We start from the raw sequence: 17,067 nt of genomic DNA on the forward strand, positions 1-17,067 counted from the left end.
TTCATGACCTCCTAGGAATCTATTAAATCGCAGTGAAAGCTCCATCAATGACAAAGTCTGATCCAGTCGTAAAGCTGCTTGTGTCTCCTGCGAGATATACACAAATGGATTGAAGTTCCTCAGGTCTGCCCATACGCTTAAGCGGTGCCATTTCATTCCATTGTTCAATGAGTGGCTTTAAGCTTGGTGAGTTTAAAGTAAGCTCTGTTCCGATGTATCCTGGGCTGATACAGTTAACACGAACATTTCTTGTTGCCCATTCAACTGCAAGTGATTTCGTCAGCTGTATGACACCTGCTTTTGAAGCATTATAGGAGGCCTGTGGCTGCGGTACATTTACAATATGTCCTGACATGGAAGCAGTGTTAATAATAGAGCCGCCGCCTTGTTTTAACATAACCTTTCCAGCAGCTTGAGCTGTTAGGAAAACACCTGTGAGATTAATATCAATGACTTTCTTCCATTGGTCAAAAGTCATTTCCTCTGCAGGTATATTCAAGCAGATTCCCGCATTACAAAAAGCAACATCCAACCGGCCGAAATTTTCCAACACAGTATCAATCATAGCGCTTACATCTTTTGGGTTAGTAACATCTGCTTTAATGGCAATCGACTTAATGCCATTATTTTCTTCCAATTCCTTCGCAGTTTTTGTAGCTTCGTCGATATCTAAATCAACAATGGCAATATCTGCTCCAGCTTCAGCGAAGGCAGTCGCAACGCTTTTACCAATACCTCTTGCACCACCAGTTACAAAGATTTTTTTCCCGTCTAAACGCATTTTTTCAATAATACCCATCATTATCATTCCTTTTCGTTAATGTATTTTGTAAAATACTTTTATAAAATATATTTACATAATAAATCCTGTTAAGCGAATAGTCAATAATTAGAATAGAAAAAGTTGGCAGAAGGTTTTTGACAAAGCTGTGATTGTATACGTATATATGGTATATTTAATGTGCTAACATAAAGGTTTTTTATAAAATTAGTTTGTAAAAATGGGGTATTATCATGGAAAATAACATCACATTTAAAGATATAAAAAAAAGTAATTACTCCTCGATCTATCATCTAATCTATCATCATGAAAAGCTTTCCAAACAAGAAGTAGCGAATCAGCTTAATCTAAGCTTGCCAACAGTTACCCAAAACCTTGTTCGCTTAGAAAATGAGGGACTAATAGAAAAAAGCGGGCAATTTGAATCCTCTGTAGGAAGGCGGGCTGCTGCATATGCGATTTGTCCGCAAGCAAGAGTCAGCATTGGTGTTGAAATTGAAAAGAAAACGGTGCAAATAGTGGCGATTGATTTGCGTGGACATGCTGTTCAGCAGGAGAAATTAGTGATGAAGTATGCAGAAGAGGAGCATTATTATAAAAGCTTAAGTCAAGCAGTTCAAGCCTTTATTTCGAATCTTGAACTAAAGAAAGAACAGGTACTTGGGATAGGCTTTGCTGTACAGGGGTTAACATCAAACAACGGACAAAATATTACGTATGGAAAAATATTAATTTCAACCGGATTGAATATTGACGTATTTGCACAATATCTTTCATATCCTTGTAGTTTTTTGCATGATGCTAAATGTGCTGCAACGACCGAGCTATGGGTAAGAGATGATATTGGCGATGCTGTCTATTTGTCAATTGGTCCCCATCTTGGTGGAGCGATAATTATTAATGGTCAAATTTACATGGGAAAAGAAGGGCATAGTGGCACAGTTGAGCATATGACAGTGAATGCTGAGGGTCCTGCCTGCTACTGCGGGAAAAGGGGATGCATGGAAACATATAGCTCTGTTAATGCATTGCTGAAAGAGGAGGAATCATTACCATTCTTCTTTGAAAAAGTTCGTTCAAATGTCCCTTCCTATACAAATAGGTGGGATGCCTTTTTAGAGTATTTAGCCATTTCCATAAACAATATTCACCTTGTCCTCAATAGAGATTTTATATTAGGAGGACATTTATCGCCTTACTTAACGGAAGAGGATATAGATACTCTACATGAAAAAGTAAATGGAAAAACAGCATTCCCAAGCAATGAAGCATTTATTTTTATAAGTCGTTCTGCCGCAAATGGTGTACCTATGGGTGCAGCTATTCCATTCATACAGACATTTTTGAACAAAATTTAGAAAAAATCAGAAAGCTAGATACTTCACTGTGTCTAGCTTTCTTCCTGCCTGATTGCTTAATTTTCTTTGTTTTAATTCCGATTGGTTTAATCTCGGAGTTAACCTTAATATTCACTATTGAGCTTCTTTTGTATATATCCATTTATTTATAGTTTGTTAATTAGTGAGAGAGTATGAGTAGTATTTTGGGAGGCTGTAAGGGGAATAGAGAATAAAGAAAAATTGTAAACTTTCCAATCCCTAGTTGACAGATGGGTAAAATAAGTATAAATTACGAATTAGAAAACTTAATTTTAAAAATTTTATAAAAATGACGCTGATCAGATAACTGAAAGCTGCTACTTTTTTCTTAAAAAGTTGGCAGCTTTTTTTTATAAAAAAAAGGGGGAGCTCTAACTATGAAGAGAAAAAAGAAATCATTTTTTAAAGCAACTGCACTAATATTGGCCGCTTTTGTAACCCTTGCTGGGTGCAGCAGTTCGGAAAGCAGCGGGGAAAGTTCTGATTCCAAAAAAGTAGAATTATTGAATGTTTCCTATGATCCAACGAGAGAGCTGTATGAAGAATATAACAAAGCGTTTGCAGATTATTGGAAAGAGAAAACAGGGCAGGAGGTAACCGTTCAGCAGTCACATGGCGGATCAGGAAAACAAGCACGAGCTGTCATTGATGGGATTGAAGCAGATGTCGTGACATTGGCTCTAGCTGGAGATATTGATGCGATTGTGAAGGAAAGAGGAATCATTTCAGAGGATTGGCAATCGAAGCTGGAGAACAATTCCACTCCATACACTTCGACTATCGTATTTTTAGTAAGAAAGGGCAATCCAAAGAATATTCAAGACTGGAATGACTTAATAAAGGACGATGTTTCGGTCATTACTCCAAATCCAAAAACATCAGGCGGTGCTCGGTGGAATTACCTTGCAGCTTGGGCTTATGCCGACAAACAATTTAATGGAGACGAAACTAAAATTAAAGATTTTGTGAAAAAGCTATATTCAAATGTAGAGGTTCTTGATTCAGGGGCACGGGATTCTACTAACACATTTGTACAACGGGAGATTGGTGATGTATTAATTGCTTGGGAGAACGAAGCGTACTTAGCGATAAATGAATTAGGGAAAGAAAACTTTGAAATTGTCAGCCCATCCTTGAGTATATTAGCAGAGCCACCAGTTGCTGTAGTTGACGATATTGCTAAGAAAAAGGGAACAACAGAAGTTGCTACAGAGTACTTAAAATATTTATACAGTGAAACAGGACAAGAAATTGCAGCGAAGAACTACTATCGTCCTCGTGATAAAGATGTACTGGCAAAATATGCTGACCAATTCGAAGATATTGATTTAGTGACAGTCGATGATGATTTTGGCGGCTGGACAAAAGCTCAGGAAACACATTTTGCTGATGGAGGAACATTCGACGAAATTTACGTTCCATCAAACTAATCAATGAATCATCATTACCTTTGTCATTCGTGAAAAGGTAATGATGATTTACGATTCTTTACAATAAAAGAGGTGAGTAAATGAGGAAAGAAACGAAGCAAAGGAAAGGGAAAAAAAGTAATGTTCTTCCTGGTTTTGGCCTTTCATTAGGATATACGATGCTATACATAAGCATCCTTGTTATTTTGCCATTGTTTATGATATTTTTTAACACTACAAAAATGGGCTGGAGTGACTTTTGGGATACTGTCCTTGATCCACGCGTCGTTGCTTCTTATAAATTAAGCTTCGGAGCATCATTTACAGCAGCACTAATCAATGTTGTATTCGGTGTTCTCCTTGCATGGGTGCTTGTTCGGTATCCATTTCCGGGGAAAAGAATTGTGGACGGTCTTGTTGATTTACCTTTCGCTCTACCAACAGCGGTTGCTGGGATTGCTTTAACGACTTTGTATGCACCAAATGGATGGATTGGAAGTTTGCTAGGCTTTAAAGTGGCCTTTACGCCTATTGGTGTAACGATTGCATTGACATTCATCGGCTTGCCTTTTGTAGTGAGAATGGTTCAGCCGGTTCTGCAAAATCTTGAGCGGGAAGTAGAGGAAGCATCTTCGAGTCTTGGGGCTTCTAGACTGCAAACCTTTACAAGAGTCATCTTTCCAGAGCTGCTTCCCTCCATTCTTGCTGGTTTCACGTTAGCATTCGCCAGATCTTTAGGAGAATATGGATCAGTTGTTTTTATAGCAGGCAATATGCCGATGAAAACGGAGATAACCCCATTGCTGATTATTACAAAGCTAGAACAATACGACTATACGGGGGCGACGGCAATTGCTTCTGTAATGTTGTTTGTTTCCTTTCTCTTACTTTTCTTTATAAACCTTTTACAGTGGTGGACAAACAGGAATATGACAGCAAATTAAGAAAGGAGGAAAACCATTGGCAGGAAATGTACCATTACAACCAAATACAGCACCAGCATCGCAAAAGAAAACGGCTGCCTCAGAGCCGGTGTGGGTGCGAACTATTTTAATCACCATATCACTTGTTTTTTTAGGATTATTTTTAGTTCTTCCATTAATCACTATTTTCATACAAGCATTTGATCAGGGTGTGAAGGTCTATCTTGCTGCAATCACGGACCCTGAAGCAATGTCTGCAATTAAGCTGACATTATTAGTTATTGTAATAGCAGTCCCTTTAAATGCCATTTTTGGCGTTGCTGCAGCATGGGCTGTTTCCAAGTTCCAGTTTAGAGGGAAAAACTTGCTGATTACCATTATCGACCTACCGTTTGCAGTGTCACCGGTTATTGCTGGTTTAGTGTTTGTTCTGCTGTTCAGTACACACGGCTTGTTTGGGGAATGGCTCTATGCTCACGACATTAAAATAATCTTTGCTGTTCCGGGAATTGTTCTTGCAACCATTTTTGTAACATTACCATTTGTAGCAAGGGAATTGATTCCATTAATGCAAGCGCAAGGAACATCAGAAGAAGAAGCTTCTCTGACATTAGGTGCAAATGGCTGGAAAACCTTTTGGTATGTGACCATTCCGAATATAAAATGGGGCTTGTTATATGGAATTATCCTGTGTAATGCAAGAGCCATTGGCGAGTTTGGCGCAGTATCCGTTGTGTCAGGACATATCAGGGGCTTAACAAATACAATGCCTCTTCATATCGAAATTTTATATGGGGAGTATCAATTTGCAGCAGCCTTTGCAGTTGCCACATTAATGTCTATTTTAGCCATTATTACACTGATTATAAAAAGTGTGCTGGAGTGGAAAACAAAAAAACAGTTCAGCAATTAAGTAGGAAGCAAAGGGGTGGTTGGAAATGAGTATTGTCATAAATAATGTTTCAAAATCATTTGGCTCTTTTCAAGCATTACAGGATATAGATTTGGAAATCCAAACAGGAGAGCTTGTCGCGTTATTAGGGCCGTCCGGATCTGGAAAGACGTCACTGTTAAGAATTATTGCAGGTTTAGAATATGCCGATGAAGGCTCGATCTATTTTGGCAGTGATGAAATAACAGATATAAGTACAAAAGACAGGAAGGTAGGCTTTGTTTTTCAGCATTATGCATTGTTTCGCCATATGAATGTGTTTGATAACATTGCCTATGGTTTGAAGGTAAGACCGAAAAACACAAGACCAGGTAAAAAGGAAATAGAAAAAAAAGTGAATGAGCTCCTTCAGCTAGTGAAATTGGAAGAATTGGCAAAACGCTATCCTGCTCAGCTGTCAGGTGGGCAAAAGCAGCGTGTAGCTCTTGCCCGTGCTTTGGCTGTAGAACCGAAAGTATTGCTTTTGGATGAACCGTTCGGAGCGCTAGATGCAAAGGTCAGGAAGGATTTAAGACGCTGGTTAAGAAATCTTCATGATGAATTTAATATCACGAGCATTTTCGTTACACATGACCAAGAGGAAGCGCTTGATGTCGCGGATAGAATTGTCGTGATGAATGATGGGAGGGTGGAACAAATCGGATCACCTGAGGAGGTGTATGAGCACCCGAAAAACCCTTTTGTGTATGATTTCCTTGGAAATGTTAATTTGTTTCATGGCAGACTTGAAAACGGAAAGCTAAGTCAAGGTAAAGCTCAGTTTCCAGTTCCAGGAGTGCAGCATGAACAGGACCAGAAAGCAGTTGGGTATGTCCGCCCACATGATATAACAATAACAAAAGAGGAAAGTGGTCAGGATTCTATCAAGGCAACGATTACACATATTCACGTCGTTGGTCCTATTGTTCATATTGAGTTGAAAAGAATTGATAATGACGAGTTTTTAGAAGCAGAAATAACAAAGGAGCTTTATCGTACACTTGGCTTACAAACTAATAATAATGTATATGTTAAACCAAGTCAGCTGAAGGTGTTTTTTCCTGACGATTACTCTATATGATAGGATGAAGCTGCATTATGCAGCTTTTTTTTATGAAGCCAAACCCTTCCTCCAAAAAATTGCTCGTTACTTGTCTACCATTTTCCAATAGTCTATTCTAAAAAGAAGGAGCTGTGATAGATGGATAATAATACGAAGTTCAATGGAAAGGCGAAGGTGTATGCAGCATTCCGACCAGACTATCCAGAACAGCTGTTGAATGATTTATGCACAGAGTGTGGGCTAAGTATAAATTCAACAGTAGCTGATATTGGGGCAGGAACCGGAATCCTAACAAAACAGCTTTTAGATTTAGGGCTAACCGTGTTTGCTGTTGAACCAAATGAAGACATGCGGCAAGCTGCGATAAAATTACTAAAAGACTACAAAGGCATTACTTTAGTAAATGGAGCGGCAGAAAACACGACGTTACCGCAACATAGTGTTGATCTAGTTACAGCGGCTCAAAGTTTTCATTGGTTTAATGAAGACGAATTTCATAAAGAAAGTCAAAGAATACTTAAAAAGGATGGGAAAGTCTCTATAATTGCAAATGAACGGGTGAATGAAGCGTCAGTGAACTTGGAAATTGCTGATGTATACAGACGTTATTGTCCAAATTTTAACGGGTTTTCAAATGGATTGAATGGTTCACAGGAGATTTATGACTCCTTCTTTAATAGAAATTACCATGAAATAGTGTATGATTATCCGCTAAAGTACAATAAAGCAACTTTTATTGGCAGACATTTATCATCATCATTTTCCTTACAGGAAGGGGATAAGCAGTACCCTCTGCTTGTTGAAGCGTTAGCAGCTTTATTTGACAAGTATGGCGAAAACGGACTGTTATCAATACCTAATTTAACAAAATGCAGATACGGCGTAGTTCAGGCAAAATAACAAGCAGAAAGTCAAGAAATTCTCCAAGTCTCTATGAGAGCTTTTTCAATTGACTTTATTGCTTGATGTTCATCTACACCATCTGCCCAAATCTTAAAGGTTGTGCCAGGTTTAATTTCCAAAGACATGACGTCCATAATCGATGTTGGCGAATTTTTGAGACTAACAGACCGGCCTTTATATTCTAAATGGATGCTGGATTGGAACAAGGAAGCTGTGTTAATTAATAAGCATGTGGGCCGGGCAAATCCTGTGACGGCAATAATGTTGAATCGCATTTCGGTCAATTTTCTAGTTCCTCCGTTCAGTTATAAATTATTATTTTCATTATCGTATAGGATGAAAGGAAAGTGATAACCCATTCATCGCAAAAGGTTGCCTATTCCTATCAGGACACTTATCGAATCCGTATAAATCCTTTATAATGCAAGTAGTTAAGTGCAAAGGAGACAGTATGACAGTGCAAACGACAAATCAATTGAGTGAATTAGGCAAGCTTGTAGAGCGGTTTACAAAAGAAGAAGGCTTAAATAAAACAGCTGTGCCATCCTTGTTTTTTATTCGGGAATCACAGGTAACAGAGCCAATACATGCAGTCTTTAAGCCATCGATTTGTATTATTCTTCAAGGTGAAAAAGAGGTCCTGCTTGCTCAGGATCGCTTTCAGTATGGACCACAGGATTATATTGTTTCATCTGTTCATTTACCTGTTGTTGGGCAAGTAATCAAGGCATCTAAAGATGCTCCTTATTTAGCCTTTAAGCTTGAGTTCACACCGAGAGAGATATTTGGCTTGATAAGCGATTCTAACAGCCAATTCGAAAGAAAGAAGAATATGAATAGAGCCATGTATATTAGCAAGGCAGATCATCCTCTGTTAGATGCGGCAACAAGGCTTGGCCAATTGCTGGAAAAGCCAGAGCATATACAAGTGCTTGCGCCATTATACAAAAAAGAAATCCTGTATATGGTCTTACAAGGTCCGCATGGAGCCATTCTGCGGCAAATGGCGATAGAAGGCAGCCAAACATATCGAATTAGTGAAGTGATTGACCATATTAAGCTTAATTATGTCAGTGCCTTACGCATAGAAGATCTTGCAGATAAGGCAAACATGAGTGTGGCAACACTTCATCGTTATTTTAAACAAGTGACAGCAATGAGTCCGATACAATTTCAAAAGAACTTAAGGCTGCAGGAGGCAAGGCGCAGATTACTCGCCGAATCTACCGATGCAGCCGAAGTAGCATTTCAAGTTGGATATGAAAGCCCCTCCCAATTCAGCCGTGAGTATTCGAGGATGTTTGGACTTCCGCCAAAAGAAGATATAAAGCAGTTAAGAGCGAATCCTGTCCAAAGTAAAAATGCATAAGTCATACTAAAAATGTGGGGAATCTATATTCAACCACATTTTTTTGTATTTGCTTCCCTTTATAGGTAATAATAATTGCCGATAACACTATAATTTGGTATGATAACTAACGACCGGTCGTTAAGTTGATCGAGATAAAAATAATGATTTCATCATTTAGGGAAGTGAGTTCACATGCAAAAACCAATTAAGGAACAAAAAATGGTATTAATCATTTTATTAAGTAATCTTTTCATCGTATTTTTAGGAATTGGTCTAATCATTCCAGTTATGCCATCATTCATGAATATGATGCATATAACAGGAAGTACGATGGGCTATCTTGTTGCTGTATTTGCTTTTGCCCAGTTGATTGTGTCTCCGTTTGCAGGCAGATGGGTAGATAGTATTGGCAGAAAGAAGATGATTGTTTTTGGTTTAGTGATATTTGGAATCTCAGAGTTAATTTTCGGTCTGGGAACCAATGTTTCCGTATTATATATATCAAGGATACTAGGCGGAGTCAGTGCTGCCTTCATTATGCCTGCTGTAACGGCATATGTAGCCGATATTACGACAATCCAAGATAGATCAAAAGCGATGGGCTATGTTTCTGCCGCTATCAGCACTGGGTTTATCATTGGACCAGGAGCGGGTGGCTTTATCGCTGATTTTGGAATTCGCGTGCCGTTTTTCTTCGCAGCAGTGATTGCCTTTTTAGCAGCGTTCAGCTCTGTCTTTATCTTAAAAGAGCCATTATCTAAAAGTGAGCTTGCTGAACTTGCCGCAAATACACAGAAGTCTAATTTCTTTAAAGACTTGAAGAAATCGACACAACCGATTTATTTAATTGCTTTTATTATTGTCTTTGTCCTAGCATTTGGTTTATCAGCCTATGAAACAGTATTCAGCTTGTTTTCTGATCATAAGTTTGGCTTTACACCGAAGGATATCGCCACAATAATTACAATCAGCTCGATATTTGCTGTTATTGTCCAAATTCTTTGGTTCGGTAAATTGGTAAATAAGCTGGGAGAGAAAGCAGTCATCCAGCTTTGCTTAATCATCGGTGCTGTTTTAGCATTTGTATCAACGGTAATGTCTGGATTTATCGCTGTTTTACTTGTCACCTGCTTTATCTTCCTAGCCTTTGATTTGCTGCGACCAGCATTGACGACATTTCTGTCAAAAACTGCCGGGAAACAACAAGGCTTCGTGGCAGGAATGAATTCAACCTACACAAGTTTAGGGACAATTTTTGGACCAGCACTTGGCGGAATATTATTTGATATAAATATCAATTTTCCATTCCTGTTTGCAGGTGTTGTGATGATTGTTGGCTTGGGTCTTACGATGATATGGAAAGAGAAAGCTGATGGCGTAGTTTACGACGTTTCGAATAATACTGATTAAACCTCCGCTTTTGTAGTGGAGGTTTTTTTATACTTAGAGAATGTAAAAGGAAAGGGCATTGTGCTTAGTTTTATGTAGTGTACAAATTTAAACGCCGAAAGGAGCAGTCTTCATTGCTGAAAATGAGACCTGCTCTTTTTTCATGGACTAATATTAGATACACTGTAAAATCCATAGAACTTACTTCCAATCTATTGCCCTTAAATGCAGGAGGATTAAAATGAAAGAAAAGCAATTATAATAAAATGGCAGCGTTTTCTTATTGCTGGTATATAGAAAGGCGGGTAAAGAATTAATGAAAAAAACGGCGCATATTATCTCCCACACCCATTGGGACAGGGAATGGTACCTGCCTTTTGAACAGCATCGTTATTATTTCATAAAATTGATGAATAACCTGTTAGAGCAGTTTAAAAAAGAGGGAAATGCTTTTCAATCATTCCATCTTGATGGCCAGACTGTTCTGTTGGAGGATTATTTTGCTGTTCATCCGGAAAACCGGGAGGCTGTTACACAATTAATTACAGAAAGAAAGCTGCATATTGGGCCATGGTATGTTCTGCAGGATGCTTTTTTAACAAGCTCAGAAGCGAATGTCCGTAACCTGCAAATCGGGTTACATGATGTGAAACAGTACGGCCATGTATCAAAACTTGGTTATTTCCCTGACACCTTTGGCATTTATGGGCAAGCACCACAGCTATTAAAGCAAGCTGGAATTGACACAGCTGCCTTTGGAAGGGGAGTAAAACCAACAGGCTTTAATAATATGGTGTCAGATTCTCCAAACTTTGAATCACCATATTCAGAGATGATTTGGAAATCACCAGATGGCTCCAATGTATTGGGTATATTATTTGCTAATTGGTATTCGAACGGTAATGAAATACCTGTCGATGAAGAGGAAGCAAAAATATACTGGAACCGAAAATTGCAGGATGCCGAAAAGTATGCTTCTACCAATCAGTTATTGTTTATGAATGGATGTGATCATCAGCCGCTCCAGCATACAATTCCACAGGCCATTAATGCTGCAGCATCTCTTTTTCCTGCGTATACCTTTAAGCATTCAAGCTTTGAAGAATATATAACAGCCCTAAAAGAAAACCTGCCTGAGCAGCTTCAGGTCATAGATGGTGAATTACGTAATCAAAGGACAGATGGATGGTCCACACTTGTTAATACGGCGTCCAGTCGTATTTACTTAAAACAGTGGAATAATCGCTGCCAAACACTGTTGGAAAAGATTGCAGAGCCACTTGCCGTGATGGACTTTTTAGCAGGGGGGAAATACCCAAGGGAATATTTGCGTTTTATGTGGAAATCATTGATGAAAAATCATCCGCATGACAGTATTTGCGGCTGCAGTATTGATGAGGTGCACCGTGAGATGGTGACTAGATTCGAAGCAGTATCGCAGATGGGAGAGGTATTTGTGCAGGAGCATGCAGCAAAGCTTGTTGATAAAGTTGATACCTCAGGCGCACCAGAGGGTGGAATTCCCCTGATTGTTTTGAATACAACAGGATGGGATAAAAACGAAGTTGTTACGAAAACGGTCGATTTAAAAGTAGTGTATTTTTCAGAAATGCATTTTGAACAAATTCCAGCCTATCTAAACGAGGAAGAAACGACAGCATACAGACTCGTTGATGAAGCTGGCAATATTATCGAGTGTTTTATGGAAAAACCAGTTGTTGAGTTTGGATATGATTTACCAGATGATAAATTCCGTCAGCCGTATTTTGCCAAGCGAGCAAAGCTGTCCTTTGTTGCGGAGGATATCCCTGCATTCGGATACAAAACCTTCTATCTTTTTCCAATTGAGCAGTCAGTAGGGGGGATGCAGGAACAAGCTGTTAATGACGATATGGAAATGGAAAATGAATATGTTCACATCCTCTTTCACGAAGATGGTACATATAATTTAACAGACAAAGCAACAGGAAAGACCTTAACACAGCTTGGTATTTACGAGGATACTTGCGATGTTGGCAATGAATATATGTTTAAGGAAGCAAAAAACCATCCTCCGATAACAACAAAGGGTGTCCGAGCCGAATTTCGTCTCATGGCACGAACAGCTCTTAGAACAGTGGTTGAATTTACACATACTTTAACAATCCCAGCCTCAGCAGATGAGCAACTAGAAATGGAAAGAAACAGCTTGATTTGGCATAAGGAAAGGCAAGCAGGCAGATCTTCCGAAACAAAAACCATCACATTAAGGACAACAGTAACGCTTGAAAAGGGAATGAAGGGTCCAATTTTTAAGCTGATAATTGATAATCAAGCAACAGATCATCGTTTACGTGTTCTTTTTCCAACAAAATTGAAAACGGATACACACTTTGCGGATAGTATTTTTGAAATTGTATCACGCCCAAATACACCTGATCCAGAATGGGAAAATCCAAGCTTTTGTCATCATCAGCAGCGCTTTGCCAGCATTGCCGATAACGAGGTCGGCTTAACCGTCGCAACAGATGGACTTCAGGAATATGAGATTTTACAAGCAGACGGAACAATTGCGGTCACTGTTTTGCGTTCCGTTGCAGAATTAGGTGACTGGGGTTATTTCCCGACACCTGAGGCGCAATGTTTAGGTATTCATTCAGCTGAGTGGCAAGTGCTCTTACATGAAAAGGATGTTATAGGAGCTAATGCATATGTTGATGCGTATCAATATAAGGTTCCTCTTCAGGTTATTCAAACAAATGCACATAAAGGAATATTGCCGAGCGAACATAGATTTGTGAAGTGGGAGTCAGAGGGTCTTGCGTGGACATCGATGAAATTGGCAGAAGAAAGTGATGATGTAATGCTTCGGTGGTTTAACCCTGCCGCGTCAAGCGTACATCTTAAAGCATCCTTAGAAACAGCTGCCAATTCCTATAAAAGTACGATTATCGAAGAACAAAGCAATCATTCTAGCAATCAATATATTGTTGCTGGCTATGAAATTATAACACTCGGCTTTCGAAAAGGAGAGAGACTATGACAACTGTAATTCCAGAATCATTACAAAAATTAATCCAGCATGTAAAAGATTATTTTCCAGAGGATGAAAAGCTGCACAATATGTTCGAACAATGCTTTGTTAATACGTATACAACAACATTAAAAAAGCAGGCAGACGGAAAAACCTTTGTCGTAACAGGAGATATTCCGGCGATGTGGCTAAGAGATTCGGCTGCGCAGGTGCGTCCATACTTGCTTGCAGCTGAAGAGGATGAAGAGCTTGCTGATTTACTCGAAGGTGTCATTCGTCAGCAATTTGCCTTTATCCTTCATGATCCATATGCAAATGCATTTAATGAAAGCGCAAATGGCAGGGGGCACCAAACAGATCATACCGATATGACCCCACATATTTGGGAACGAAAGTACGAAATTGATTCCTTATGTTATCCAATCCAGCTTGCTTATCTATTTTGGAAGTCGACTGGACGTACGGTGTTTTTAAAGGAAAGCCTCCAGGAAGTGCTCGAAACTGTTATCCGTGTCTGGCGGACTGAGCAGGATCATGAAAATAACTCTGCTTATTTGTTTGAAAGGGCGGATGTGCGCCAATCCGATACATTAATTCGTCAAGGGAAAGGGGGCCTTGTCGTTCCAACTGGCATGACTTGGAGTGCTTTCCGGCCTAGTGATGATGCCTGCACATACGGCTACCTCGTGCCAGCAAATATGTTTGCTGCTGTTGTGTTAGGATATGCCGCTGAGATATGTGAAGAGGTGCTGCAAAACGCTTCCTTAAAAGAAGAATCCTTAAAACTGCAGGAGGAAATCAAAAAGGGAATTGAGCAATATGCAAAATTGGAGCATCCCATTTATGGAGAAATGTATGTGTATGAAACAGATGGAAAAGGCGGTGTTCATTTAATGGATGATGCCAATGTGCCGAGCTTGCTGGCAGCACCGTATTTAGGTTTCCAGCCATTTAATGACCCTACGTATCTCAACACAAGAGATTTTCTGTTAAGCAGGGATAATCCATATTATTATGAAGGGAAATTTGCCAATGGCATAGGCAGTCCGCATACACCAGACCACTATATTTGGCATATAGCCTTGGCTATTCAAGGAATGACTGCGGTTAGCGAAGAAGAGAAACAGCAAATATTAACAGTATTCAAAAACACAGATGGCGGTACCAACTTTATGCATGAAGGCTTTAATGCAGATTGTCCTGAGGAATTTACGAGAGATTGGTTTGCATGGGCTAACACGATGTTCAGCGAATTTGTCCTCAGTTTAACAGGAAAAGCCGTTAAAGGAAGTCCCCTGTATCAACATTTGCAACAAAATACTAGTAAGCAGGCATAGGCTGTTGTTTAGAAAGGGTGGTGCCGAATGAAAAAAGACTCTTGGATGATTGTTGGCTGTGAATGGTTATGGCGGGGTATCTTTGTCAATTTATGCTGGATAGCCTTTACCGCCTTAGGATTAGGGGTTTTAGGGTTTTTCCCTGCTTCTGTTGCCTTGTTTACGATAGTCCGGAAATGGCTGAGGAAGGAATCGGATTTCCCTGTATGGAAAACGTTTAAGCAAGTGTATGTGAAGGAGTGGAAGCGAACAAATGGAATAGGCCTTGTTTTTTATAGCATTGGCCTGTTTCTTTATATGGATCTCAGAATTATTGATAGCTTTATGTCCGGCATGCTTGCAAGCTTTCTCACTATCCTAATATCAATAATGCTGCTGTTTTTATTATTGGTTGTGTGCTATTTCTTTGCCGTCTATGTACATTATGAGCTGTCCAATAAGGAATATATCAAGCAATCGCTGCTGTTCACGCTAACAAGCTTACCATCAACAATAGGAATTGCTGCAGGCCTTTTTGTGATTAGCAGTCTGATAAATCAGATGCCAGGTCTTATCCCGTTTATTTCTGCTGTGGCCCCGGCCTTTTGGATGATGAAGGTTTGTCTCAGCAGATTTGCCTTTTTAGAAAAAAGGCTACAACAGCAGTATTAACCCAAATATCTCTTGGAAGAAAAGGAGGAAATCTTGTGGAACTGTTCTTAAAAGGTGATACAGAAAATGTCGCTGCAGGTCTTGAATACATGGCAAAAAGATTAAAGGTGCAGCTGAGTGCTAATGGTTATCCTATTGAGCTGAAGCAGCAGAAGGGACCGTTAAGGGTTGTCAATAAAAGTGGTGCTGGTGAAATTTCGTTTGAAAAGCCTATCCATTTTTTTCGAGCATTAGGATTATGGCTGGAAAACTATCAAAAAAGCAAAGAGTTCGACAAACAAGAGACTCCGCAGTTTACTATGAGCGGTGTCATGCTCGATGCATCGAGAAATGCAGTGCCAACAGTTACCGAGGTGAAAAAGCTGCTGGAGCATATGGCACTCATTGGTCTAGATACCCTAATGCTTTATACAGAGGATACATATGAGGTGAAGGAGTATCCTTATTTTGGATATATGCGTGGAAGATACACTCATAAGGAGCTCAAGGAGTGTGATCAATATGCGGAGAAGCTAGGAATTGACATGATTCCTTGCATTCAAACATTAGGCCATATGCGGGAGGGCATAAAATGGAACTATGCTTCCGCGATAAAAGATACGGACGATATTCTCCTTGTTGATGAACCGAAAACCTATGAGTTTCTAGAAAGCTGTCTTAAGGCAGTATCTGAGCCATTTCGCACGAACCGGATTCATATCGGCATGGATGAGACATTTCAGCTCGGCTTAGGGAAATATTTAGAGAAGCATGGCTATGAACACCATATTGATTTAATGACCCGTCATCTCAAGCAGGTTGTAGGGATTACAAATAAGCTTGGTCTAAAGCCAATGATTTGGAGCGATATGTATTTTCCTTTGTTTGCTGATAACAGCCCGTATATGGATGAGGATGGCAACATACGGAAAGATATTCTAAGGAATATTCCTGACGTGGAATATGTTTATTGGAATTATTACCGCAAGGAGCAGGAAGTGTATGAAAAGGATTTTCAAAAGCATAAGCTGCTTGGCACAAAGCCAATCTTTGCTGGAGGGGCATGGACCTGGAACGGACTTGCGCCAAACTACGGCAAGGCGATTGTAACGACAAATGCCGCACTTGCTGCCTGTAAAAAGGAAGGGATTGATGAAATCTTTGTGACATTATGGGGAGATAATGGGGCAGAAACACCGATTTCAACTGCTTATCCGCTGCTGCAATTATTTGCCGAGCATACTTACCGCAATGGTGTGACGATGGATGAAGTTGCAGAACGTTTTGCCTTTTGCGGTGAAGGGAATTTTGAGGATTTTATGAATTTCAAATTATTAGACGAAACACCTGGTGTTATGGAAGATAACTTGAATAGCTCGATGACGTCAAAAGTGCTCCTTTATCAAGATATTTTAATAGGTTTATATGATGAGAATATTCGCGGCTTATCTCTTGGAAAGCATTATCAGCGTGTATGGGAAATGCTCAACAAAGTTAAAAAGAAGAATCCGAACTGGGAGGCTTTATTTAACTTTTATGAACAGCTTGCTGCGGTTTTAGCGGATAAAGCTGAAATTGGAATTCAAGTGAAAGCGGCATATGAGCAGAAAGATTATGAAGAGATGAAAGCACTACTGCTTACCTTGGATAAAATAAGTGCGAATGTTGACCTGTTAAGACAAAAGCATCGCAGTCTTTGGTTTCAGGCAAACAAGCCATTTGGCTGGGAAGTAATGGATGTTCGTTATGGCGGTGTTTTGGCTCGAATCGCTTCCGCTAAATTCCGCTTGCAGGAGTGGATTAATGGGAGAATTTCCTTCATAGAGGAGTTAGAGGAAGTACGACTGAAGCATGAAGGACCATGGGAAATGGCTGATGGAATAGTGGGCGGCAATGTTTATCATCGCATTGTCACTGCAGGCAGCTTTTCCATTTAATCTTGTGATGTAGGGGTGAAA

At 39.6% G+C, this 17,067-nt stretch carries 14 protein-coding genes; 12 read left to right on the forward strand and 2 right to left on the reverse strand.

The genetic code is table 11. The features are described from left to right. Positions 1-22: 22 nt before the first annotated feature. Positions 23-799, reverse strand: coding sequence for an SDR family oxidoreductase (locus NQZ71_RS24600; protein WP_275008752.1), 777 nt, complete (start codon positions 797-799; stop codon positions 23-25). A 215-nt stretch (positions 800-1,014) separates the two neighbouring features. Here NQZ71_RS24600 and NQZ71_RS24605 point away from each other — a divergent pair, with 215 nt between their 5' ends. The 6 genes from NQZ71_RS24605 (at position 1,015) to NQZ71_RS24630 (ending at position 7,386) form a co-directional block, all read left to right on the forward strand. Continuing rightward, positions 1,015-2,139 (forward strand): ROK family transcriptional regulator, encoded by a 1,125-nt coding sequence (locus NQZ71_RS24605; protein ID WP_275008671.1) that lies wholly within the window; start codon positions 1,015-1,017, stop codon positions 2,137-2,139. A 398-nt stretch (positions 2,140-2,537) separates the two neighbouring features. Next, a complete protein-coding gene (locus NQZ71_RS24610; RefSeq protein ID WP_127739478.1) occupies positions 2,538-3,590 on the forward strand; it encodes a sulfate ABC transporter substrate-binding protein in 1,053 nt (350 codons plus the stop codon). 80 nt (positions 3,591-3,670) lie between these two features. Further along, a complete protein-coding gene (gene cysT, locus NQZ71_RS24615) occupies positions 3,671-4,513 on the forward strand; it encodes a sulfate ABC transporter permease subunit CysT (protein WP_317011950.1) in 843 nt (280 codons plus the stop codon). A gap of 16 nt (positions 4,514-4,529) precedes the next feature. Continuing rightward, entirely contained in the window at positions 4,530-5,405 is an 876-nt protein-coding gene (gene cysW, locus NQZ71_RS24620) for a sulfate ABC transporter permease subunit CysW (protein WP_144455433.1), read from the forward strand. 25 nt (positions 5,406-5,430) lie between these two features. Beyond that, complete coding sequence (locus tag NQZ71_RS24625; protein ID WP_260054380.1) at positions 5,431-6,504, forward strand: sulfate/molybdate ABC transporter ATP-binding protein; 1,074 nt, start codon at positions 5,431-5,433, stop codon at positions 6,502-6,504. Positions 6,505-6,624: 120 nt separating this feature from the next. Continuing rightward, the gene (locus NQZ71_RS24630; protein ID WP_317011951.1) at positions 6,625-7,386 is read left to right on the forward strand and encodes a class I SAM-dependent methyltransferase; all 762 of its coding nucleotides are present in this window, start codon (positions 6,625-6,627) and stop codon (positions 7,384-7,386) included. Between the two features lie 11 nt (positions 7,387-7,397). Here the strand turns inward: NQZ71_RS24630 and NQZ71_RS24635 are convergent, their stop codons facing one another. Continuing rightward, the gene (locus tag NQZ71_RS24635) at positions 7,398-7,664 is read right to left on the reverse strand and encodes an HPr family phosphocarrier protein (RefSeq protein ID WP_144455521.1); all 267 of its coding nucleotides are present in this window, start codon (positions 7,662-7,664) and stop codon (positions 7,398-7,400) included. Between the two features lie 176 nt (positions 7,665-7,840). Here NQZ71_RS24635 and NQZ71_RS24640 point away from each other — a divergent pair, with 176 nt between their 5' ends. The 6 genes from NQZ71_RS24640 (at position 7,841) to NQZ71_RS24665 (ending at position 17,046) form a co-directional block, all read left to right on the forward strand. After that, positions 7,841-8,758 (forward strand): AraC family transcriptional regulator, encoded by a 918-nt coding sequence (locus NQZ71_RS24640; protein WP_317011952.1) that lies wholly within the window; start codon positions 7,841-7,843, stop codon positions 8,756-8,758. Between the two features lie 174 nt (positions 8,759-8,932). Continuing rightward, positions 8,933-10,150: an MFS transporter gene (locus tag NQZ71_RS24645; protein ID WP_144455425.1), complete on the forward strand. Its 1,218-nt coding sequence runs from the start codon at positions 8,933-8,935 to the stop codon at positions 10,148-10,150. Positions 10,151-10,445: 295 nt separating this feature from the next. Further along, positions 10,446-13,151, forward strand: a complete 2,706-nt coding sequence (locus NQZ71_RS24650) for an alpha-mannosidase (RefSeq protein WP_317011953.1) — start codon at positions 10,446-10,448, stop codon at positions 13,149-13,151. After that, the gene (locus NQZ71_RS24655) at positions 13,148-14,479 is read left to right on the forward strand and encodes a glycoside hydrolase family 125 protein (protein ID WP_317011954.1); all 1,332 of its coding nucleotides are present in this window, start codon (positions 13,148-13,150) and stop codon (positions 14,477-14,479) included. Before NQZ71_RS24650 ends, NQZ71_RS24655 begins: the two co-directional genes overlap by 4 nt. Positions 14,480-14,506: 27 nt before the next feature. Next, entirely contained in the window at positions 14,507-15,130 is a 624-nt protein-coding gene (locus NQZ71_RS24660) for a YesL family protein (protein ID WP_127739469.1), read from the forward strand. A 35-nt stretch (positions 15,131-15,165) separates the two neighbouring features. Further along, positions 15,166-17,046, forward strand: coding sequence for a beta-N-acetylhexosaminidase (locus NQZ71_RS24665; RefSeq protein WP_317011955.1), 1,881 nt, complete (start codon positions 15,166-15,168; stop codon positions 17,044-17,046). The last annotated feature ends 21 nt before the right edge of the window (positions 17,047-17,067 follow it).

The organism is Niallia taxi (assembly GCF_032818155.1).
In the GTDB taxonomy this organism is placed as follows: domain Bacteria; phylum Bacillota; class Bacilli; order Bacillales; family Cytobacillaceae; genus Niallia; species Niallia taxi_A.